The 22466-nt window shown below is 39.0% G+C and carries 21 protein-coding genes and 2 riboswitches; of the genes, 15 read left to right on the forward strand and 6 right to left on the reverse strand.

The annotated features are described in order from the left end of the window. Positions 1-576: 576 nt before the first annotated feature. Positions 577-1458, reverse strand: coding sequence for a LysR family transcriptional regulator (locus ACE199_RS08905; RefSeq protein WP_375349659.1), 882 nt, complete (start codon positions 1456-1458; stop codon positions 577-579). Between the two features lie 131 nt (positions 1459-1589). Here ACE199_RS08905 and ACE199_RS08910 point away from each other — a divergent pair, with 131 nt between their 5' ends. From ACE199_RS08910 to ACE199_RS08920, 3 genes are read left to right on the forward strand one after another with little or no spacing between them, the layout of a single operon-like run. Beyond that, on the forward strand, positions 1590-2291 hold the full coding sequence (locus ACE199_RS08910; protein WP_375349434.1) for a CoA transferase subunit A: 702 nt from the start codon (positions 1590-1592) through the stop codon (positions 2289-2291). A gap of 29 nt (positions 2292-2320) precedes the next feature. Beyond that, positions 2321-2974 carry a 3-oxoacid CoA-transferase subunit B gene (locus ACE199_RS08915; RefSeq protein ID WP_375349435.1) on the forward strand — a complete coding sequence of 218 codons (654 nt, stop codon included), beginning with the start codon at positions 2321-2323 and terminating at the stop codon, positions 2972-2974. Between the two features lie 17 nt (positions 2975-2991). Next, positions 2992-4179 (forward strand): acetyl-CoA C-acetyltransferase, encoded by a 1188-nt coding sequence (locus ACE199_RS08920; RefSeq protein WP_375349436.1) that lies wholly within the window; start codon positions 2992-2994, stop codon positions 4177-4179. A 226-nt stretch (positions 4180-4405) separates the two neighbouring features. Here the strand turns inward: ACE199_RS08920 and ACE199_RS08925 are convergent, their stop codons facing one another. The 3 genes from ACE199_RS08925 to ACE199_RS08935 all read right to left on the reverse strand — a co-directional run bounded on the left by ACE199_RS08925 (position 4406) and on the right by ACE199_RS08935 (position 6252). Further along, the gene (locus ACE199_RS08925; protein WP_375349437.1) at positions 4406-4825 is read right to left on the reverse strand and encodes a hypothetical protein; all 420 of its coding nucleotides are present in this window, start codon (positions 4823-4825) and stop codon (positions 4406-4408) included. A gap of 129 nt (positions 4826-4954) precedes the next feature. Continuing rightward, positions 4955-5425, reverse strand: coding sequence for a low molecular weight protein-tyrosine-phosphatase (locus ACE199_RS08930; RefSeq protein WP_375349438.1), 471 nt, complete (start codon positions 5423-5425; stop codon positions 4955-4957). After that, a complete protein-coding gene (locus ACE199_RS08935) occupies positions 5422-6252 on the reverse strand; it encodes an EcsC family protein (protein WP_375349439.1) in 831 nt (276 codons plus the stop codon). The genes ACE199_RS08930 and ACE199_RS08935 overlap by 4 nt, the downstream gene beginning before the upstream one ends. A 137-nt stretch (positions 6253-6389) precedes the next feature. Here ACE199_RS08935 and ACE199_RS08940 point away from each other — a divergent pair, with 137 nt between their 5' ends. The 4 genes from ACE199_RS08940 (at position 6390) to ACE199_RS08955 (ending at position 12307) form a co-directional block, all read left to right on the forward strand. Beyond that, positions 6390-8702, forward strand: coding sequence for a bifunctional metallophosphatase/5'-nucleotidase (locus ACE199_RS08940; RefSeq protein WP_375349440.1), 2313 nt, complete (start codon positions 6390-6392; stop codon positions 8700-8702). Between the two features lie 268 nt (positions 8703-8970). Further along, complete coding sequence (locus tag ACE199_RS08945) at positions 8971-10425, forward strand: circularly permuted type 2 ATP-grasp protein (RefSeq protein ID WP_375349441.1); 1455 nt, start codon at positions 8971-8973, stop codon at positions 10423-10425. Continuing rightward, complete coding sequence (locus ACE199_RS08950; protein WP_375349442.1) at positions 10418-11380, forward strand: alpha-E domain-containing protein; 963 nt, start codon at positions 10418-10420, stop codon at positions 11378-11380. Before ACE199_RS08945 ends, ACE199_RS08950 begins: the two co-directional genes overlap by 8 nt. Positions 11381-11455: 75 nt before the next feature. Next, complete coding sequence (locus ACE199_RS08955) at positions 11456-12307, forward strand: transglutaminase family protein (protein WP_375349443.1); 852 nt, start codon at positions 11456-11458, stop codon at positions 12305-12307. Positions 12308-12453: 146 nt separating this feature from the next. Further along, positions 12454-12533, reverse strand: a riboswitch (cyclic di-GMP riboswitch). 289 nt (positions 12534-12822) lie between these two features. Next, positions 12823-12905, reverse strand: a riboswitch (cyclic di-GMP riboswitch). Positions 12906-13068: 163 nt separating this feature from the next. Here the strand turns inward: ACE199_RS08955 and ACE199_RS08960 are convergent. Both ACE199_RS08960 and ACE199_RS08965 read right to left on the reverse strand, forming a co-directional pair. Further along, on the reverse strand, positions 13069-13539 hold the full coding sequence (locus ACE199_RS08960; RefSeq protein WP_375349444.1) for an SGNH/GDSL hydrolase family protein: 471 nt from the start codon (positions 13537-13539) through the stop codon (positions 13069-13071). 28 nt (positions 13540-13567) lie between these two features. Continuing rightward, positions 13568-13747 carry a hypothetical protein gene (locus ACE199_RS08965; RefSeq protein ID WP_375349445.1) on the reverse strand — a complete coding sequence of 60 codons (180 nt, stop codon included), beginning with the start codon at positions 13745-13747 and terminating at the stop codon, positions 13568-13570. A gap of 222 nt (positions 13748-13969) precedes the next feature. On the opposite strand from ACE199_RS08965, the gene ACE199_RS08970 reads away from it, so the two are divergent. The 8 genes from ACE199_RS08970 (at position 13970) to ACE199_RS09005 (ending at position 22460) form a co-directional block, all read left to right on the forward strand. Further along, complete coding sequence (locus tag ACE199_RS08970; RefSeq protein WP_375349446.1) at positions 13970-14695, forward strand: YveK family protein; 726 nt, start codon at positions 13970-13972, stop codon at positions 14693-14695. Beyond that, a complete protein-coding gene (locus tag ACE199_RS08975; protein ID WP_375349447.1) occupies positions 14652-15389 on the forward strand; it encodes a CpsD/CapB family tyrosine-protein kinase in 738 nt (245 codons plus the stop codon). The genes ACE199_RS08970 and ACE199_RS08975 overlap by 44 nt, the downstream gene beginning before the upstream one ends. A gap of 81 nt (positions 15390-15470) precedes the next feature. Next, positions 15471-16238 (forward strand): tyrosine-protein phosphatase, encoded by a 768-nt coding sequence (locus ACE199_RS08980; RefSeq protein WP_375349448.1) that lies wholly within the window; start codon positions 15471-15473, stop codon positions 16236-16238. 681 nt (positions 16239-16919) lie between these two features. Next, positions 16920-18746, forward strand: a complete 1827-nt coding sequence (locus tag ACE199_RS08985) for a polysaccharide biosynthesis protein (RefSeq protein WP_375349449.1) — start codon at positions 16920-16922, stop codon at positions 18744-18746. Positions 18747-18996: 250 nt separating this feature from the next. Continuing rightward, positions 18997-20112 carry a DegT/DnrJ/EryC1/StrS family aminotransferase gene (locus ACE199_RS08990; protein ID WP_375349450.1) on the forward strand — a complete coding sequence of 372 codons (1116 nt, stop codon included), beginning with the start codon at positions 18997-18999 and terminating at the stop codon, positions 20110-20112. Beyond that, positions 20112-20756 (forward strand): sugar transferase, encoded by a 645-nt coding sequence (locus ACE199_RS08995; protein ID WP_375349451.1) that lies wholly within the window; start codon positions 20112-20114, stop codon positions 20754-20756. Before ACE199_RS08990 ends, ACE199_RS08995 begins: the two co-directional genes overlap by 1 nt. Then, the gene (locus tag ACE199_RS09000; protein ID WP_375349452.1) at positions 20753-21370 is read left to right on the forward strand and encodes an acetyltransferase; all 618 of its coding nucleotides are present in this window, start codon (positions 20753-20755) and stop codon (positions 21368-21370) included. Before ACE199_RS08995 ends, ACE199_RS09000 begins: the two co-directional genes overlap by 4 nt. Positions 21371-21374: 4 nt before the next feature. Continuing rightward, positions 21375-22460, forward strand: coding sequence for a glycosyltransferase family 4 protein (locus ACE199_RS09005; protein WP_375349453.1), 1086 nt, complete (start codon positions 21375-21377; stop codon positions 22458-22460). Positions 22461-22466: the final 6 nt, after the last annotated feature.

A 22466-nucleotide genomic window follows, 5' to 3' on the forward strand; every position in this document is an offset into this window, starting at 1 on the left:
AAATGTCCTTCATCGGGGTCATGAGGGACAAAATCGAGAAAACGAGCCAGCGAAATGTCCTTCATCGGGGTCATGAGGGACAAAATCGAGAAAATGAGCCAGCGAAATGTCCTTCATCGGGGTCATGAGGGACAAAATCGAGAAAATGAGCCAGGGAAATGTCCTTCATCGGGGTTATGAGGGACAAAATCAAGGAAATGAGCCAGGGAAATGTCCTTCATCGGGGTCATGAAGGCCAAAATCAAGAAAACGAGCCAGTGAAATGTCCTTCATCAGAGTCATGAAGGTCAAAACCGAGAAATTGAGCCAGCGAAATGTCCTTCATCAGAGTCATGAAGGCCAAAATCAAGAAAATGAGCCAGGAAAATGTCCTTCATCCGGGTCATGAAGGACAAAATCCGGAAATTAGACAAGGAAAGTGTCCTTCATCCGGGGCATGAAGGACAAAACTGAGAAATCCAGCAAGAGAAATGTCCTTCACCAGAGCAATGAAGAACAAACTCCAGCAATCAGACAAGGAAAATATCCCTCATTTTTTAGACAGCCCTTTCCTCCGCGCATCATTATCCTTAAAAATCACTCTTCCTCACCTAACATCTTCAATAACTCTTTTAATGCAAAAGAATGATAGGCACCTTTTTTAGTAATAATCCCGAGCTTCCAAAGGAGAGTGGAGTTTTCTTCAATCGGTATGATTTTGACATTGCTGTTAGTTTGTTTGTCATAAATTAATCTTGGCAGTAACGTGATACCAAGTTTTGATGAGACGAGTCCGACGATTAAATCCCACTGTGAGCTTTGATAAGAGATCGTTGGGGTGAATCCATGGTTTTCACATGCTTGGATAACGTGGTCGTGTAAAGTAAAGTCTTTTGAAAATAAGATGAACCTTTCGTCTCTTAGTTCACTCAAAGAAATAGACTGTTTATGGGCGAGTGGATGATCTTCGTGAAGATATAAAACGAATTCATCTTCAATAAACGGGTGAATATTGAATTTTTTCTCATTAGCTGGCATGACAACGATACCGAGATCCACCTGTCCATCTTCGACAAGCTGGCGAATCAATTTGGCCCCGAGCTCAGTCAGCTCAAGGGATACTTTTGGATATTTTTGATTGAAGAGGCGAGCAATATCAGGGAAAAAAAGCGTGCCAATCAGAGGAGGAATTCCGATTTTAATTGTACCTGCTGTAATATCCATGAGCTCCTCTAAAAGTACATCCAATTCGGACACTGCTGCTAGTACTTTTTGCCCCTGCTGGTATACAATCTGCCCTGCATCTGTCAGTCGTAAATGTCTCGTTGAGCGATCAAACAGTTCAACATGAAGTTCCTCCTCTAATTTCTTTATAGCTTTACTTAAAGAAGGTTGCGTTAAGTAGGAATGGGCAGCAGCTTTTGTAAAACTTTTATGATTAGCGACTTCGATAAATGAGTTTATGTCTCGTAATTCCATCATGTTCTCCTATTTATTCCTTATTTTCATAATCTGTATTCCTTTTATGTATTTTACTTATAGAGAATAGAAATGTAAACTGTAAATAAATAAATTATTCCAAATATTCAAAGTGTTGGAGGGGGAGCCAGATGAAAAACAGCAAAGTAATGAATTCCTTCTTGGAAGCGGTTTCAGATATTAAGGATGGTTCAACGATTATTGTGGGCGGTTTTGGTCTTTCAGGTATTCCGGAGTATTCCATTCAGGCTCTTAAAGAGCAAGGAACAAAGGATTTGACGGTTGTTAGTAATAATTGCGGGGTCGATGACTGGGGACTTGGACTGTTGCTTGCGAATAAGCAAATCAAGAAAATGGTCGCTTCTTATGTTGGAGAAAATAAAATTTTTGAACAGCAGTATTTGAGCGGAGAATTGGAAGTCGAATTGACTCCTCAAGGTACACTTGCAGAGCGAATGCGAGCTGGCGGTGCAGGCATCCCTGGTTTCTATACAGCAACAGGAGTCGGTACACCAATTGAAGAAGGAAAAGAAACGAAGATTTTTGACGGGAAGAAATATCTTTTAGAACGAGGAATTGTAGGGGACTTCGCACTTGTAAAAGCATGGAAAGCAGATAAATTTGGTAACCTCGTGTACCGAAAGACCGCTCGCAACTTTAATCCACTTGCAGCGATGGCGGGAAAAATAACGATTGCAGAAGTAGAGGAAATTGTAGAACCTGGTGAACTAGATCCAGATGAAATCCATACACCAGGCGTTTATGTACAACGTTTATTGATTGGGTCGAATTATGAAAAACGCATTGAACGACGGACGGTTGCAAAAGCTTAAAATTTTTTAAAGGAATGGAGTGTCTGAATATGAGCGATAAACGTTTTGATATTGTAAAAAGAGCAGTTCAGGAAATTAAAGATGGCATGAATGTTAACTTAGGTATTGGCCTGCCGACACTTATTGCAAATGAAATTCCAGATGATTGCGATGTGTTGCTTCAATCGGAAAATGGTCTGCTCGGTATTGGGCCATATCCAGTAGCAGGTGAGGAAGATGCGGATTTAATCAATGCTGGAAAAGAAACAGTGACTGTCGTTCCGGGTTCCTCATTTTTTGACAGCGCAGAGTCATTTGCTATGATTCGCGGAGGCCATATTGACCTTGCTATTCTTGGGGGAATGGAAGTGTCAGAACAAGGGGATTTAGCGAACTGGATGATTCCTGGGAAAATGGTAAAAGGTATGGGCGGCGCGATGGACCTTGTCAACGGAGCAAAACGTGTGGTAGTGATTATGGAGCATGTGAATAAACATGGAGAATCCAAAGTGAAAAAGGCATGTACACTTCCATTGACTGGTCAGCAAGTGGTGAACCGATTAATTACTGATTTGGCTGTTTTTGATTTTACTCCTGAAGGGATGGTTCTAGTCGAAACGCAAGGGAATGTTTCTGTTGAAGAAGTAAGAGCAAATACAGAATCAGAGTTTTCTGTAGCTCCTGAGCTTGTAGCAGTAAACTAAAAAAAGGAGATGATTCTATGTCAAGAACGGTAATTGTAGATGGGGCACGAACACCTTTTGGAAAATTTGGCGGTGCACTTTCATCATTGAGTGCATCAGAGCTTGGCGGAATTGCAATGAAAGAAGCACTTAATCGTGCGGACGTGAAACCGGAAGAAATCGGTGAGGTTATTTTCGGTAATGTCCTGCAGGCTGGGCAGGGGCAAATTCCTTCCCGCCAAGCCGCACGTGCAGCTGGTATTCCATGGGATGTTAAAACGGAAACAATTAATAAAGTATGTGCCTCAGGTCTTCGCAGTGTGACACTTGCTGATCAGATTATTCGTTCAGGTGATGAAGAAGTCATTCTCGCCGGTGGCATGGAATCGATGTCGAACACCCCTTATGCTGTGCCTAAATCCCGCTGGGGGATCCGCATGGGTGACACGCCAATGGTGGATTTGATGATTCATGATGGTCTATCGTGCAGTTTCACCGGTGTACACATGGGGAATTACGGGGACAGCACAGCAACAGAATTCGGGTTGTCACGTGACTTGCAGGATGAGTGGGCTGTCCGAAGTCACAGGCTGGCACTTGAAGCAATAGAAGCTGGGAAGCTTGCAGAAGAAATCGTAGCAGTGGAAGTGCCTCAGAAGAAGGGCAATCCGATTATTGTAGAAAAAGATGAAGCCCCGCGTAAGGAAACTACGAAAGATGTACTAGCAAAATTGCGTCCGGCCTTTAGTAAAGAGGGCACGATTACAGCAGGTAACGCACCTGGTATTAACGATGGTGCTGCTGCGCTTGTACTCATGAGTGATGAACGTGCCAGAAAAGAAAACAAAGATGTTCTCGCTACAGTAATAGCTCATGCAGAGGTTGCGGTAGAGGCTGGAAACTTCCCGCAAACACCGGGTCTTGTTATAAATAAGCTTTTAAATAAAACAGGAAAAACGGTTGCGGATATTGACTTATTTGAAATTAATGAAGCTTTTGCTGCTGTTGCACTTGTAAGCAATCAAATAGCTGGACTTGATCCGGAAAAAGTAAATGTCAACGGCGGTGCAGTCGCTCTTGGCCATCCAATCGGTGCCAGTGGCGCACGTGTTATTTTAACTCTTGCTTATGAATTGAAACGCCGAGGCGGCGGTATAGGGATCGCAGCAATTTGTTCTGGCGGCGGTCAAGGGGACGCGATTATGATTGAGGTGCCCGGTAAATAAGCTTGGTCAAACCTCCTTGTCGGGGAAGCGTGAGGAAATCGGAATTCCTCACGCTTCCCTATTTTGAATTGTAAATCTATCTAAGTTGTTCCAAATCACTCTGTTTAGGTTGAGTAAAGAAAAAGATAAATAGAATGATGGGGAGTGCGATAAGGAAGATTCCGACTGTTGATGGACTGATGGTTGGAATATCGGTTAGAGACATATTCACCATTCCTTTTTTGAATTATGGATTAAAATGAAACTGATTAGTGATGACTTTTTTATATAAAGTATAATCGTCTTTTAGGTCTGGAAGAGACGGTTCAGGGATGGGCATTCCAAATATAGGGCCGCTTACAACAAGTGTAAATTCTCTTGCTCCGATAAAGGTTCCTTCTACTACAATAGAACCTTTTAATAGTAAAATAGCGATTGAAATATCAAGGATATCAAGAAAGGCGGTTGCCACCTTATTTCCGTTTTTCCCTTCTAATCTTTCTGTACCTGTGAGCGGGCCGGCTAAAGATAAACGAAAAGACCCTGGTGTAACAAACACTCCTCTTAATGTAATTTGGCCTGTTAGTAATAAGGAAGCTGTGGCGACGCTAATATCACGCTGAATGGCACGAATAAGTTGTTTTTCTTGTTCAAGTTCACTGTTCAATGCTGTTACACCTTCTTTTCTACACGTTTATTTCGCCTAAATTAATTGTATGAATCAATCTCAAAAGTGGGTACAGATTTAGAAAAAAAGGAAATCCCGCTCATATTCGCGGGATTTCCTTTTTTTTTATTATTCCGTTACGTTATGCTCAATCCGAATCTTCTCAAGTAAAGCTTGGCAGCCGTCTGTGACAAGGTCAAAGGTTTCCTGGAAATCCCCTGTATAGTAAGGGTCCGGGACATCTTTTTTATGGTCCGTTAAGTCGAGTAGACGGATAATTTTGGGATGATTAGGTTGGCCTGTCATTTCGTAAATGTTCGCAACGTTACTTTCATCCATCCCTACAATATACTCGAATTTCTCAAAGTCTTCTTTTTGCAGCTGGCGTCCGGCAAGGCCTGCTGATGAGATGTTATATTTTTTTAAAATCGTCACCGTGCCTTTATGCGGAGGACTTCCAGTATGCCATGAACTTGTGGCCGCTGAATCGACCGTTATTTTGTCGCTTAACTGTTCTTTTTCAAGTAAGTCACGAAAGATTGCTTCGGCCATCGGTGAACGGCAAATGTTTCCGAGGCAAACAAATAAAACGTTAATCATGTAGTAGGCTCCTTTTTATCTGTGATTAGTAGATCTAGATTGTCCAATCGTTCTAGCCGCTCCAACACTCGTCTTTTTTTATACAGCATATTCGCGGCTTCGCCAACATCTTGAATTGCTGTTTTGTTCATATACGCTCCGAAAATCATCCCGGCAATTGGAATCATTTGAAAAAGCTTCTTCCAGCCAAAATTATCTCGGTACGTCATAAATACTTCTCGCCATCCTTGTAGTTGGGAGAAGCCTTGCTCTCTTTTTGGAGCTGTCAATTCTTCTAATATAGCTTTTTTTCCTACGACATCGGATGACGTGAATTGCATGCATTTGACCATAAAGATTCGTTCTTCTTTATCTGTTGGGTCATACCCATAGGCGACAGCTACTTCTTGAATTGTTTTTAATGTTAATCCTAGAATAAGCGGAATATCGATAGCTAACGTAAATATCCCGCCAATTCCGGTAGTCGCTCCTTGAATTTGGGCATTTTTCGCTCTTGTCGCGATAAAAGCATTTGCGACTTTATCCATATTCTCAAGAGGGAATGTTTGAACATCTTCTAATGTAAGTTTTCCATCGGAGGCTAATAGTTTAGACGCTTTATCTAGTGTAGCATCATTATTCACTAAATATTGACCGCCAGTGTCGATATAATTCGCAACTTCATCTAGTAAATCGTTTATTTTGTTATGAAGAAACTTAGGCGTCACTTTGTCCAGCATCATAAAAGGGATGCGCCCTAGCTTCTCCCAAAAAAACAATCCTTTTTGATCTTTCTCCCATTTTTCAATCGTTTTCAATTCTTCTCGCAATTGGTCTTTATTTTCCATTGGAAACACCTCGGCCACTTGTGGATATATTTTTCATGTAAATTAATGTAAAATTTTGTATTGAAAGGCTTTTATTTGCCTATTTCATCGTATCATAAGAGATAGGGAAATTCTATTTATAAGGGGGATGTACCAGTATGGGGAACAAGAAGATGTTTAAAGTGGCAATGGCTGCGGCAGTCGCCGGAAGTGTGATTACGACGGTTGCTCCGGCGCAGTCAGAAGCGGCAGATAGCCTCAAAAGCAAGATTCAATCAGCGAAATCTACTATGAAGAAACCTTATAACACATATTTTAACACGACGACATTAGCCTCCGTAGCAACGGTTGAAAAAGAAATTAAAGCCGCGAAAAAAGCAAAAAAAGACATCAACGCGGCCATTAAAAAATCCGATTTATCCAAAAAACAAAAAGAAGCTCGGTACAAAGAAATTGAAGCATACAACAAGTACATCACGCGTGCAGAAGGATATGTCAAAGGCTACAAAGCAGCTGAGAAGGCAAAAGCTGCGAATGATAAAGCAGTAAAAGCACTCGAGCAGGCAGTGGTGAATCAGAAGCCGAATCAAGTAATCAAACGATATGAAGCACTGCAGGAAGCTGTAAAAAAAGCCGATAAAGCGATTAAAAATACCGTATATGGTGCCAAAATTGAAGCACTTCTCTCCAATCAATTCACAAAAGCGACGAAACAAGCGTTAGCAGGCGATATAAAAGTATATTATTACTACGCACAAGCAGAGGATTTAATTGAAAAAGGAAAATTACAAACGGCAGAAAAACGGATGACAGCCGTTGCTACTCAGCTTGAAAAAGTCGATAAAACCTCGGTGCTTGGTCAAGCGATTCATCAATATGTACAAGCTGTAAAGGCGAAGTATGATGCAAAGGAAAAGTTCACCTTATCTTTAATGCACACGAACGATACGCATGCTCATCTTGATAATGTCGCGAAACGGGTAACGGCAGTGAAGGAAGTACGTGCGAGTAAACCAGCTGCTCTTTTAGTCGATGCAGGTGATGTGCTAACAGGTACGTTATATTTTAATGAATTTAAAGGACAAGCTGATCTGCGGTTTATGAACTTAATGAAATACGATGTAATGACATTCGGCAATCATGAATTCGATTTAGGTTCAACGGCTGAGGGACATGAAGCATTAGCCCAGTTTGTGAAGGGAGCTGAGTTTTCATTTGTCAGCTCCAATGTGAATTTTAGAAAAGACGACAAGCTGAAAGGGTTGTTTAAGGATTCCGTTACGTCCAAGCCGAGGGATGGTCAGATTTATAATGGAATCATTAAAGAAGTAAACGGTGAAAAGGTTGGAATCTTCGGCTTAACGACAGAGGAAACGAAGGCTATTTCGAGTCCTGGAAACGTTGAGTTTGAGAATTATAAAGAAGAAGCGGAAAAAGCCGTTGCAGCTTTTGAAAAACGAGGCGTAAATAAGATTGTCGCTGTGACTCATATTGGGTATGATGACAATCCAGCGTACGACAATGACCTCACATTAGCGACCGGAGTGGACGGCATTGATGTCATTGTTGGCGGGCATAGCCATACACAATTAGATCAACCTGTCGTCGTCAATAAAGATGAAAAAGGGAAAACGAAAGCGCCGACTGTTATTGTTCAGGCCTATCAATATAGTGATTACTTAGGAACGGTCGATGTTGAATTTGATAAGAAGGGGCAAGTTGTCGGCCAAGCCGGTCAACTGATTAAACTAGCGGATAAGCAAGAAGACCCCGAAGCGGCCGCATTGTTAAGAACGTATTCAGCGAAAATAGAAGAAGTGAAAAACACGCCAGTTGGAGCAACTGCCGTTCGAGCCCTAGATAATCCTCGTGATTCCGGGGATGAGAAGAAGCCGAGTGTACGCAAAAATGAAACAGAGCTCGGCAATTTAATTACGGATGCTATGTTGAGTAAAGCAAAACAGTTCAATAAAGATACAGTGATTGCGTTCCAAAATGGCGGCGGAATCCGCGCTCCGATTGACCAAGGAGAGATTACGTTAGGCGATGTGTTAACGGTATTACCATTCGGAAACACATTAGCAACAGTGAAACTCACAGGATCAGAGATTATCCAAGCGTTAGAACATAGCGTTAGTCAAGTGCCGAAAGAAAGCGGCGGCTTTTTACATGTATCAGGTTTGGAGTTCACGTTTGACAGCAGTAAGCCTGCGGGCAGCCGTGTTCAGAAAGTAGAAGTGCTACAAGGCGGTTCGTACTCAGAGTTGCAGTTATCCAGTGAATACGTTGTTGCTACAAATGCCTTTACCGCAAAAGGCGGAGATGGCTTCACCGTTTTCCAAAAAGCCTATGAACAAGGACGCGTCACCGACATCGGCCTAGCTGACTGGGAGAACTTCAGTGAGTATGTGAGTGGGTTGAAGACGGTGGATCCGGAAATAGAGGGTAGAATCAAAAACGTGTCAAAATAAGTCACAGTGACTTTTCGAAATGTGCATAACATGTGGATAACTCTGTTGATATCTACTCCTAAAAGGAAGGTGCATCCGTTTGGGTGCATCTTTTGGTGTGTGAAAGTCACAGTGACTTTTTGAGTTGTGAATAAATTGTGGGAAAGTTATTAATTATTTGAATAGTTAGTTCTTTTTTAGTTGGAAAAAGAAGGTATTCTGTATCTTTTGTCGTATTACTAACCTGTATGTTATAACACCTAACATTTAACATCGGAGGCGAGTATTCATGTTTGAACCGTACAAGACAGGTCATTATTATGATGAAATGTTGCAGGAAAATGGTGAGCCAAAAGAGCATTATCGGCAATTTCATTCTGTACTGCAAAGGTTGTCAGAAGAAGAGTTTAAAGAAAAGCACGAAACAGCACAATCTAGCTTTCTGAGACAGGGTATTACCTTTACCGTGTATGGAGAAGAGGGCGGAACGGAGCGGACAATGCCTTTTGATTGCGTTCCGATTATTATTCCAGCTGATGCTTGGGAGACGATTGAAAAAGGAATGAAACAACGCGTCGAGGCGCTTAATTTATTTTTAGAAGATATTTATCATGATCAACACATACTCAATGATGGCATTATTCCGAGAGAACTTGTAGAACAAAATCCATACTATTATAAGCAGGTAAGCGGCACTCAATTCCCCTTGAAAAACCACATTTTCCTAGCAGGGATTGATTTAATAAGAGATGAACAAGGGACATATCGTGTACTTGAAGATAATTTACGCAATCCTTCGGGCATTTCTTACGTCTTTCAAAATCGATTTGTTATGCGGCAAGTGTATCCAGAGTTTTTCTCAAGACACTCTCTTTGTTCGCTGGAAGATCAAATTACCCATCTTCAATCTGCCCTGCTTTCACATATCCCATCTAATATGAAGAAACATACCGAACCTCGCGCTGTATTGCTAACAGCAGGTATGTACAATTCCGCTTATTATGATCATGTTTTTCTCGCGCAGCAAATGAATATTGCGCTTGTGGAAGGGCGGGATTTGATTGTAAAAGATAACGTTGTCTATATGAAGACGATTCAAGGTTTAAAACGGGTCGACATTATTTATCGTCGAATTGATGATGATTTCTTGGACCCAAAAGCATTTCGTGAGGACTCTCTGCTAGGTGTTCCAGGTTTAATAGACGCTTATAAACAAGGAAATGTCGCCATTTTAAATGCCGTCGGTAATGGAGTGGCTGATGATAAAGCAATGTATACATATGTTCCTGATATGATTCGTTATTATTTAAAAGAAGAACCGATTATTCAAAACGTCGAAACATATATTTTGAGCGATCCGAAGCAGCGGGAGTGGGTGCTTGAGCATTTACATGAGCTTGTTGTGAAAAATGTCGGTGCTTCAGGTGGATACGATATGTTAATTGGACCGCATGCATCAGAAGAAGAAATTGAAACATTCCGCTCTAAAATTTTAGAAAATCCGAAGCAGTACATTGCCCAACCGACGATTAAGCTGTCCAGAGCTCCAGTCTATCAGCAAGGCAATTTTTATCCATGCCATGTGGATTTGCGTGTTTTTGTCATGAAAGGGGAAGAAACGCATGTATTACCTGGGGGACTTTCACGAGTAGCTCTGAAAAAAGGGTCACTCGTCGTTAACTCGTCTCAGGGCGGCGGCGGTAAGGACACATGGGTGTTAAAGGAGGTTATGCAGCATGCTTAGTCGCGTAGCGGATGCGTTATATTGGATGGCTAGAAACGGTGAACGAACAGAAAATAATGCTCATATTCTTCAAGTTCAATTGGTGAAAATGCTAGAAGAGTCTGGGAGAGAAAGTGTGAATTATCAAGATTGGCAGACGGTAATCGATATATGCGGTTCGAAATCAGCGTATGAAGAGGATTACGGAGAACTTCGTGTGCACAAGGCCGTTGATTATATTGCGTTTTCTAATGGGAATTCGAATGCCTTAACGAATACACTCTCTTATGTTCGAGAAAATGCACGCATGACACGAGATGTGATTCCAAATGAATTATGGGAAGTATGGAATGACCTATATTTACATTCACAAAATAAAGGGCCGCATACAGAGTTCTCATTTCAAGACATTCATAGTTTTTTGCGGCATATTAAAACAACGTCCATGACATCGACAGGAATCATTGATTCGATGATGTCCCGAGATTTACCTTATCATTTCATGAAGATTGGGCAGTGGTTGGAGCGAGCTGAAAAGACAGCCCTTATTATGAAAGTAATGCTCCAAAAGGCGAAGTTTTCCGATTGTCAGAGTTTTAGTGAATATGATGGACAATTTGCTCTTCGACTAGTGAATGGATATCAGGATTATTCAAAGAAATTTCGTCTCAAAGATCCGGCGCTTATCCTGGAATTTCTTATTTCTGACCGGACGTTCCCGCGCTCCATTTACTATTGTATCGAACATGTTAAAGAAGTAATTTGGAAGATTGAAAGTGAGAAGGTGGCGCATTATTCTTGGAGAATGTATGCCGCGTTAGATGAATTGATCGCTTCAGTCGAGGCCGTTTGTGTTCAACAGCTAAGTTTTGAAGAACTAGAGATGTTTATCGCGGATATACTGAATCAATGTATCGAGTTTGGCAAAATCTTCTCAACGACGTATTATTTAATAGAAGCTGATGCAAGTAGATGAAAGAGTAGAAATGTTAAAAGGTCCTTCTCTCTTAATAATCAGCAATAATTTTTGCATCTAGGGAGTGGATGGACAATGAAATATGAAATTGTACATAAGAATACCTTTTATTATGAAGATGATGTACAGCAAAGTTTAAATACGATTCGCTTAAAGCCAAGAAGTGATGCATGTCAGCGTCTGCTGTCTTATCGTAAAAAAGTAACGCCGACCTCCATGGCGAAGGAACATATCGATATATGGGGGAACTATGTAGAAAGTTTTTTTATCCCAGAAAAACATCGTATTTTAGAAGTAGAGGCAACATCCGTTGTCAGCATTCAAAAAACACCATTTATTCATCAACTAGACTACTCACCAGAAATGAAATCAATCTTTCATTCAGAATTATTCCACGAACATTATTTACCCTTTTTAAATCGGACGGCTTACACGTATTTGGAACAGCACCAAATCGATGAAGTCGTTCGCAAAGTAGGAGATATAGACAATCCGATTCGATTTGCCCTACAGTTAATGAGCTATTTGTTTGAGGTGTTCACATATGATACCGAAGCAACAACGGTGGAGACGAAGGCAGTTGAATCATTGCAGTTAAAACGAGGAGTTTGCCAAGATTATACCCATGTCATGCTAGGGATTCTGCGAGCACGCGGCATTCCTGCGCGATACATGAGCGGCTATTTATATGTTGGCGAGAATTCTAATCTCGTTGGCAGTGCTGCCTCACATGCGTGGGTAGAAATCATGGTCCCAGGCATCGGCTGGGTTGGCTTAGATCCAACGAACAATGTAGAAGCCATCGACAATCACATTTGCCTATCCGTCGGCCGCGATTACTCAGACGTCAGCCCGCTTCAAGGCGTCTATCATGGCGGGAATCATACGCTTGAGGTGGAGGTAGAAGTATCGAAGTCAGACACCTAAAGTCGCTTTCTTAAAGTCACAGTGACTTTTCAGATTGTGGATATTCTGTTGATAAAATTGTGGATAAACAAGACCAAAAAGAGAGCCTATCATTTGGAAAAACGATAGGCTCTTTTACACCGCTAGTCTTAATTAATCACTTTATGTTTGTTATTCCATCCTTCTCTTAGCTTGTTAGACCTGTAATTTGCATCCTTACTTTACAATAAGTTTGCTTTTCACTAAAATCAACAATATAGATATAAAAATTATATATTTTTAATCCGAGACTTTAAATTCCAATTCATCGCTTTATAGTGTAATAATGGATATATGAGATAAAATACAATTTAAAACTACAAAAAAGGCTAATTTCAGCCATTTGGAAAAAGTTATTTAATCATTCTACGTCTATTGTTCCATATTTTAATATAAATATGATGATTCTCTGACCTGAAAAACTTTATCCCAATAAGCTTAAGCGGTGTCCAAATTTCTTTCATTTGATATAGTGGCATCTTATCTATCATCCTTTTTGCGGCAACCCAGCCATCATAGCGTATGCCTTAGACCTGTGGCTTTGCGTCCTTATTTTTCAATAAGTTTGCCTTTCACTATACTTAACACTATTTATAGTATAATTATACCTATTTAGTAAATAAGTGATAATTCCTATTTATCCTGAAATATCAATGAATTCAGACAAGACTACCTATGAAAATTCTCACGCTGAAGAATAAAAAAACAGGACACTTTCAATGAAAAGTGTCCTGTTTTTGTGATTACGGATGTGTAATGAAGAAGTCTTCAAGATATGTACGCCATAGTTTATATCCATCTTTATTTGGTAATTCATTATCTTCTGTTAATAGTGCTTTCGTCTCATCAGAAGTTTGGTCAGACCAACTATTCCAATGGTCAAGATAGAGGATATTGTTGTCTGTAGCGTATTGTTTCAATGCCTCTACTTGAAGTGGATAATAGGTTGCATTATACAAAGGGTGTGGTGGCTGAATGACGAAGGTAGTCTGTTCATTAGCATCCGTTACGTCTTGGATGATGGTACTTATATGGGCATGAGAATCATCAATGGCTACCTGTCCGTTATCTTTCAAAGTAAGAGGTTCAAATAGAATTAAATCGGCCTTTGCTTCAATCAGCTCTTTCTGTTTCTCTTGATTGACAAATTCAGTAGAAGTTAGGTCATAGGTTTGCTCACTCATTTGAACCGTGTCACCGTAAGTATCTTCCATCGATTTTATCAGTTGATTAGCTAGACCGTTAATAGCCGGTGAACCAACGCCAATTTGCAGCGTAGGCTAATAATTCTTTGGTGTCAGGCGTGTTTTGTTCAGGAGTTTTTTCACTCGGTTGCGCTGCTTTATCAACGTTAGCGTGAATCGTTTTATTATTCCAATACATATTTACTGGGACTAAAGTAACAATTGTAGCGATAATCATAAAAAATTCTTCAATAAAATGTTCTCCTCTCCTAAATATATGTAATTCCTCCCATATTTTGAAACACTCTAGTATTTTATCAAAAAATGCTATTTAATAATATTATACAAAGAAACATGACAAAATCATTTAAATTATGACAAATCCCTGCAAAAACGGCAATATACTATGCTATATATGCTATGATATTAGGTGTTTTGAATCTGATAGATGGAGGAAGCAATGGAAGAGACAATTAGCTTAAAAGAACTGTTTTTAACGTTAAGAAAAAGATTAAACCTTATTATTAGTATCACAGTGTTGGCTGTTATGGTGAGCGGAATCATTAGTTATTTTTTACTAACCCCAATTTACCAGGCATCTACTCAGTTGCTAGTGAATCAGTCGAAAAATGAGGAAGCGCTATATAGTAACAATGAAGTCCAAACAAACTTGCAATTAATTAATACATATAACGTCATTATTAAAAGCAGCGCTATTTTGGACTTAGTGAAAGAAGATCTTAAGCTTGATATTACAACAGAAGAACTAAATGGGAAAATTTCTGTCGCAAGCGAACAAAATTCGCAAGTTTTAAACATTATCGTTCAAGATGAAAGCCCAAAGATGGCAGCGAATATTGCCAATAAAACAGCAGAAGTCTTTCAAAAAGAAATCGTGAAAATCATGAAAGTCGATAATATTACGATTCTAGCAAAAGCGACAGTAGCTGACAATCAGGCTCCAGTTAAGCCGCAACCGCTCTTAAACATTGCGATTGCCCTTGTTGTCGGATTGATGGCAGGTGTCGGACTCGCGTTCCTATTGGAATATTTAGATAACACAATCAAAAACGAACAAGATATTGAAAAACTACTAGAACTTCCTGTACTTGGAGTCATTACAAAAATTGACGTAGAAGCAGATGCAGGAAGCAAAAAAAGTGCAAGAGGTGAGAAGGTTGGCTAAAAGTAAAAAACAGAAGATCATCGAGAACAGTCGGAAGCTGATTACTAAATATAATCCGAAATCGCCAATCTCCGAACAATACCGAACGATTCGAACGAATATCCAATTTTCATCCGTTGACCAAGACATACGTTCCATCGTCGTCACTTCCCCTGGTCCGGGAGAAGGAAAATCGACAACAGCGGGCAATATGGCTGTCGTGTATGCACAACAAGGAAAAAATGTGCTGCTTATAGACTCGGATTTAAGAAAGCCGACTGTTCATTATACGTTTAATTTACTCAACAATTCTGGCCTAACGACAGTCTTAACGAAACGGACAAAATTAATGGAGGCTGTTGTTAAAACAGATGAGCCGAATTTATTGGTCTTACCAAGTGGACCGATTCCACCAAATCCAGCTGAATTATTAGCGTCTAAATCGATGGACGAGTTAGTCAATCAATGCCTAGAACAGTTTGATATAATCATCATGGATACACCACCAATACTCGCAGTAGCCGATGCACAAATTTTGGCGAATAAATGTGACGGAACCATCTTAGTCGTTTCAAGTAGCAAAACGGAAAATGACCAAGCGATTAAAGCAAAAGAATTACTAAATTCAGCCAATGCCAATGTACTAGGTGTTGTTTTAAATAATAAAAAAACAGAGAAAAATGATCAATATTATTATTACTACGGTAATAAATAATAAGGGGTAAATTTGTCATTTTCGTGTCAAAATTACGCTGTGATATTTAGGTAAATAGTAATGATTTGAGGAGACGTTGTCATGATCGATATTCATTGTCACATATTGTCAGGTGTTGATGACGGGGCACAGACTATGGAAGATAGTCTAGCAATGGCCGAACAAGCTGTCCAACAAGGCATCACCAAGATCATTGCAACGCCTCATCATAAGAATGGAAAATATGAAAATCGTAAACAAGATATTTTACATAGAGTCGCTGAATTAAATAAAGTATTAAAAGAAAAGGGAATCCCGTTAGACATTCTTCCCGGCCAAGAGCCAAGAATCTACGGAGAGCTAGTAGAAGATTATCAAAAAGGGGAAATTGTCACACTAAATGACGGCGGTCAATATCTATTTGTGGAGCTTCCATCCGCACATGTTCCTCGCTATACAGCAAAATTGCTATATGACATCCAATCTGAAGGACTCACACCGATTATCGTCCATCCAGAAAGAAATCAGGAACTCATTCAAAATCCCGACTTATTATACGAATTTGTGAAGAACGGAACATTAACTCAAGTAACAGCAGCAAGTATAGCAGGAGGCTTTGGTAAGAATATCGCTAAATTTTCGATGCAACTAATCGAAGCCAATTTAACACATTTCGTGTCGACGGATGCTCACAACATCACAAATCGTAGCTTTAAAATGAACGAAGCGTTCGATGCGATCGAACGTAAATACGGTGTTGATTTCATCTATTACTTCACTGAAAATGCTGAACTGCTTGTGCAAGAAAAAGCAGTCTATCGTGACGAGCCAGAGAAAATCAAAAAGAAAAAATTCTTAGGAATCTTTTAATTTGAGAAAACTTCATATTTACGTTAGCTTTATATGCTAACCGGTGATGCTTTCTGTCCGTTATCAATGGAAGCACTCGGCCATGCTGTGGGATGAACATAGTACATATTACATAGTACATAGTACATATTACATCCTTAGACGCTTGTCGTCAAGAGTATGGTGTGAGGACGGGTTAGATGCCTGATTTATTATTTGTATGGTTGAATTCATTACGAATATTTAAATTAAACTATGCTATTTATATTATCGTCCAGCATATATAACTTTTTAATAGATTTATCGAAAAAAATCCGGTTTTTTTTAGATGGTTAATGAGAGAAGATGTGTTTAACGTGTTTTCTCATTAACTATTTAATTTTATAAGGATTAATATCCGAGAAATAGGGGGGGAGTAAGAAGTAATTGTATGTTGTAATTGGGGTCTGAGCTGTATCAAAAGAGGAAACGTATCGTTAAGGAATTATTAATCCCAATGCTGCGCTATCAAGCGAGTAATTTCGTCGAAAGCTTCACCTAATCTCATAATCATAGGGAAGATACATATTAACACCTGGAATTTTCATGTTCTTAGAACAATGAGAAATAGATGCAGGCGAAGTACTTCAATTGATAAATGAAATTCGAAAATTAAGTTTAGTCAAATCATGAAACATATTTTATGTCAAGGAGGGATCGCAATTGGTTTATAAAAGGCGGGTTCCATTATTAGTTCTGTTGGACTCCATCATTGTTTTATTTGCAATATTTATTGGATATTTTATTTTAAACCCCTATATGAATGTGTATACGATTCCTATGTTATGGATTAGTTCAATATCCTTACTTATAAGCCATCATGTATTTGCGATTATTTATCGTCTTTATCAAAAAGCATGGGCGTATGCAAGTGTCGGGGAATTAACAGCGATTGTAAAGGCCATTACGTTTTCGATTACGGTGACAGCTGTTGTTCAACTTATTGTGACTCAGGATATTTATTTTCGGGTGTTAGGCATTACGTGGATGTTGCATGTCATTTTAATTGGTGGTTCTCGGTTTTCATGGCGGGTTTTCCGAGATCGGTTTATTGCACCAAACCCTGATAAGAAACGGACATTAATTGTTGGCGCAGGTTCAGCGGGAACAATGGTTGCGAAGCAATTATTGAAAAATACAGATGTCGATTTATATCCTGTTGCCTTTGTTGATGATGATCCTACAAAGTATAAACTCGACATCTATGGGATTGAAGTAAAAGGGAATAGTCAGGATATCCCACAAATTGTAGGAGAATTAAACATTGAAAACATTGTCATTGCGATTCCTTCATTACAAAAACAAGAGATGAAAAGCATCTATGAAGAGTGTGCAAAAACAAAAGCGAAGACGAAGATTATGCCATTAATAGAAGACCTTGTGACAGGGAAAATTTCTGTTAATCAAATGAGAGATGTTCAAGTGGAAGACTTACTTGGTCGAGAGCCAGTAGAATTAGATATGAGCACGATTTCGGAAAAACTAACAGGAAAAACGGTACTCGTTACAGGTGCTGGCGGGTCTATTGGTTCGGAAATATGCAGACAAATATCCAAATTCCAGCCGCAAACATTACTTCTTTTAGGTCATGGTGAAAATAGTATTTATACGATTGATATGGAATTAAGAAAAAAATATGCGGGTGATATGGAGATTATCCCGATTATTGCGGATGTTCAGGATCGCAATCGAATCTTTGATATCATAAATCAATATCGGCCAGATGTTGTGTATCATGCTGCTGCTCATAAGCATGTTCCGTTAATGGAATATAACCCGATGGAAGCTGTTAAAAACAACATTTTTGGTACGAGGAACGTAGCTGAGGCTGCCGATTCGTTTGGTGTAAAAAGCTTTGTTCTTGTTTCAACCGATAAAGCAGTTAATCCACCGAATGTGATGGGTGCCACAAAACGTTTTGCGGAAATGATTATTCAAAACCTAGCAAAAGAAAGTAAAACAACGTTTGTGGCTGTACGTTTTGGAAATGTGCTTGGAAGCCGCGGAAGTGTTATTCCATTATTTAAAAAGCAAATCCAAGCAGGTGGCCCAGTCACGGTTACTCATCCAGAAATGACAAGATATTTTATGACAATCCCTGAAGCTTCACGACTCGTTATTCAAGCTGGTGCTCTGGCTCGAGGCGGGGAAGTATTTGTCCTTGATATGGGAGAGCCGGTGAAGATTGTGGATTTAGCCCAAAACCTCATCACTCTTTCAGGATATACAGAAGAGGAGATTGGCATTCAATTCTCTGGAATAAGACCTGGAGAAAAGTTGTTTGAAGAACTATTGAATGAGAACGAGGTTCAGGCGGAGCAAGTGTTTCCTAAGATTCATATTGGGAAGGCGGAACCGATGGAGAAGGAAGAGTTATATTCTATGATTGAGACGCTGCCTCATAAGGATGCAGTAGAGTTGAAAGAAATATTAGTAGGTATTGCTAATACTAAGTTTGGTGAGAAAGTGTCTTTAGTGGGTAGTATATGATAATTCTTTGAAGGATGTGGATGAAGCCTGATTGAGGTTTTTCAGGATATTCATTTTGCATCCTTTGAATTTTTTGGTTATGTGGAGGCATATTTTTGCCTGGAAATGTTCACGTTTTTAAACCAGCACCAGAAATAGTTAGGATGGTTAGTAGTTAGTTGGAAGAGTTGGGGTTCCAATTAAGTACTAAGCGACTAAAAAATAATCTACATAAATAGATTGAATTGATAGGGGAAGGAAGTTTTTAAAAATGGGAGATCGAATATTCCTATCATCGCCACATATGAGTGATGAAGGTTATGAAATGCAATATGTAAAGGAAGCTTTTGATACAAATTGGATTGCACCTTTAGGAGAAAATGTGAATGGATTTGAAAAAGAACTAGCAGAAAAGGTTGGATCTAAAGCAGCTGCAGCATTATCATCAGGTACTGGAGCACTTCATTTAGCCTTGAGAGCAGCAGGAGTTGGTGAAGGGGATATCGTCTTCTGTCAATCACTTACGTTCTCAGCTACAGCCAATCCAATAATCTATCAAAATGCAATTCCTGTTTTTATAGATAGTGATTATGAAACATGGAATATGTGTCCTAAAGCGTTAGAAGAGGCTTTTGAAAAGTATCCAGAGGTAAAGGCTGTAATCGTAGTTCATCTTTATGGTCTATCTGCAGACATGGATAAAATAGTAGAACTTTGTAAGAAGCATAATGTTGCCTTAATAGAAGATGCTGCGGAGTCTTTAGGTACTTACTATAAAGGTAAGCATACGGGGACTTTTGGTGATTATGGCATCTTCTCTTTTAATGGGAACAAAATCATCACCACATCAGGTGGCGGGATGCTCGTTTCAGATAATGAAGAGAGAATTTCAAAAGTTAGATTTTGGGCGACTCAAAGTAGAGACCAAGCAAGACATTATCAACATAGTGAATTAGGATTTAATTATCGCATGAGTAATGTAGTTGCTGGGATTGGTAGAGGCCAGCTTAAGGTATTAGATCAGAGAGTTGAAAAGAAGAATTATATCTTCCAGTTTTATAAGAGAGAACTTGGTGAACTTGATGGTATTGAGTTCATGCCTAGCAATGAATGGAATGAACCGAACTATTGGTTAAGCTCATTGACCTTATATGGCAAGGTTAGACCAATTGATATTATGGAAGCTCTTGAAAAAGAGAATATCGAATCAAGACCAGTTTGGAAGCCGATGCATATGCAGCCATTCTTTGAGAAGTATGATTTTGTTGGAACGGGTGTATCGGAGAAACTGTTTGAGAATGGTGTTTGTTTGCCATCTGATACGAAGATGATGGATGGGGATTTGGAGAGAATTGTAGAGATTATTAAGGGGTTGTGGTTAAGATAATGAAACCTTCTAGAGGTGGTATTTATAGAAGATTTGTAAAAAGGCCGATGGATTTTTTATTATCTTTGATAGCTATTATTTTCCTCAGTCCTGTTCTCTTGGTAGTGGCTTTACTTGTAAGAACTAAATTAGGAAGTCCAGTGTTGTTTAAACAAAAGAGACCCGGACTGAATGAGAAGATTTTTATGATGTATAAGTTTAGGACGATGACGGACGAGAGAGATGAGAATGGAGAGTTACTACCAGACAGTGTACGCCTTACGAAGTTTGGTAAGTTCCTACGTTCTACGTCACTGGACGAGCTACCTGAACTTTTTAATATTTTGAAAGGTGATATGTCTATCATAGGGCCAAGACCATTACTGGTACAGTATCTGCCTCTTTATAATAAACATCAAAAAAGACGACATGAAGTAAGACCTGGCCTATCTGGTTTGGCACAGGTTAGTGGTAGAAATGCTATTAGTTGGGAAGAAAAATTTAATCTCGATGTAGAGTATGTAGACAATGTAAGTTTCATTGAGGATTGGAAGATTATTTTTCTAACTATTAAGAAGGTATTTATCAGGGAAGGTATTAATTCAGAAACGGCTGCTACAATGGAACCTTTCAAGGGGACTAAAAAGGAAAGAATAGAGATATGAAAGATAAACTTCTTATTATTGGTGCCAGTGGCCATGGGAAAGTTGTTGCAGATATCGCATTAAAAATGAATAAATGGAAAAGTATTGCTTTCCTAGATGATGACGAAAGCATCAAATCATCAATGGGAATAAAAGTGGTCGGTAAATCATCTGATGCTTTCAAAGATAGAGACGATTGCGATATCTTTGTAGGCGTTGGTAACAATGCTACAAGAGAAAAGATTCAGGCAGAACTTGAAGCTAAAGGGGCAAGTATACCTACATTGATTCATCCTACTGCTGTTATCGGGCAACAAGTTGAGTTAGCATATGGAACAGTAGTTATGGCTGGAGTAGTTATTAACTGTTGCACAAGAATAGGTAAAGGTTGCATTATTAATACCGGTTCTACAATAGACCATGATAATTTCATTGAGGATTATGTTCACATTTCACCAGGTGTGCATTTAGCTGGTACGGTGAAAGTTGGACAAGGATCATGGTTAGGGGTTGGTAGTGTAGTGAGTAATAACGTAAACATTACTAGTAGTTGCAAAGTTGGTGCAGGTGCTGTGGTGGTTAAGGAAATAACTGAACCTGGAACCTATGTAGGGGTTCCGGCTAGGAGAGTTTAGAGTTATGAAGATTCTTGTATTAACTAATTTCGGTATGGGTCTATATAAATTTAGAAAAGAATTATTAGAAGAATTAATTAATCAAAAGAATGAAGTCTATATTTCGCTACCTAATGATGAATATGTACCGAAGTTAGAAAGTTTGGGATGTAAATTCGTAGATACTCATCTAGATAGACGAGGAACTAATCCATTTACAGATTTAAAGCTTTTAGTTGATTATATAAAAATAATGAAACGTATTAAACCAGATGTTGTTTTAACATATACAATTAAACCAAATGTCTATGGTGGTATCGCATGTGGAATAACCAAAACACCATACATTGCAAACATAACAGGGATGGGTACAGCAGTCGAAAATAAGGGGTTAATTCAGAAAATCACGCTAATGCTTTATAGACTAGGATTGAAAAAAGCATCGTGTGTATTTTTTCAAAATGAAACTAATCGAAAGTTTTTCATTGATAATAGAATCGTTAAGACTAAGACAAGGTTAATCCCTGGTTCGGGTGTGAATTTAGAACAACATAATTTTGAAGAGTATCTCGAGGAGGATAAAAAAATTAATTTCCTTTTTATCGGACGTATAATGAAAGCAAAAGGAATAGAAGAATTGATACAAGCAGCTAAAGTGGTGAAAGAAGACTATCCAAATGTACAATTTGATTTAATAGGTGTTAGTGAAGAAGATTATAATCAACAATTAGGGGAATTAAATAAATTAGGTGTTATTAAATACCATGGTCAACAGGAGGATGTACATTCTTTCATTAAGAAATCTTACGCTACGATACTACCATCATATCATGAAGGGACAGCTAATGTACTCCTTGAATCTGCATCATCAGGTCGCCCTGTATTGGCGTCAAGAGTACCAGGTTGTATTGAAACTTTTGATGAAGATGTTAGTGGTATTGGTTTTGATGCTAAAAGTGTTAAGAGTTTAGTTGAAGCAATAATTAAATTTATTAACCTACCTTACAATCAAAAGAAAGCGATGGGACTAGCTGGGCGCAAAAAAATGGAAAAAGAATATGACCGGAAAATTGTAATCAATGCTTATATTGATGAAATCAACAATTTATAGGGAGAA

Origin of the sequence: Peribacillus sp. Hz7, from assembly GCF_042136355.1 — a bacterium.
Taxonomy (GTDB): domain Bacteria; phylum Bacillota; class Bacilli; order Bacillales; family DSM-1321; genus Peribacillus; species Peribacillus asahii_A.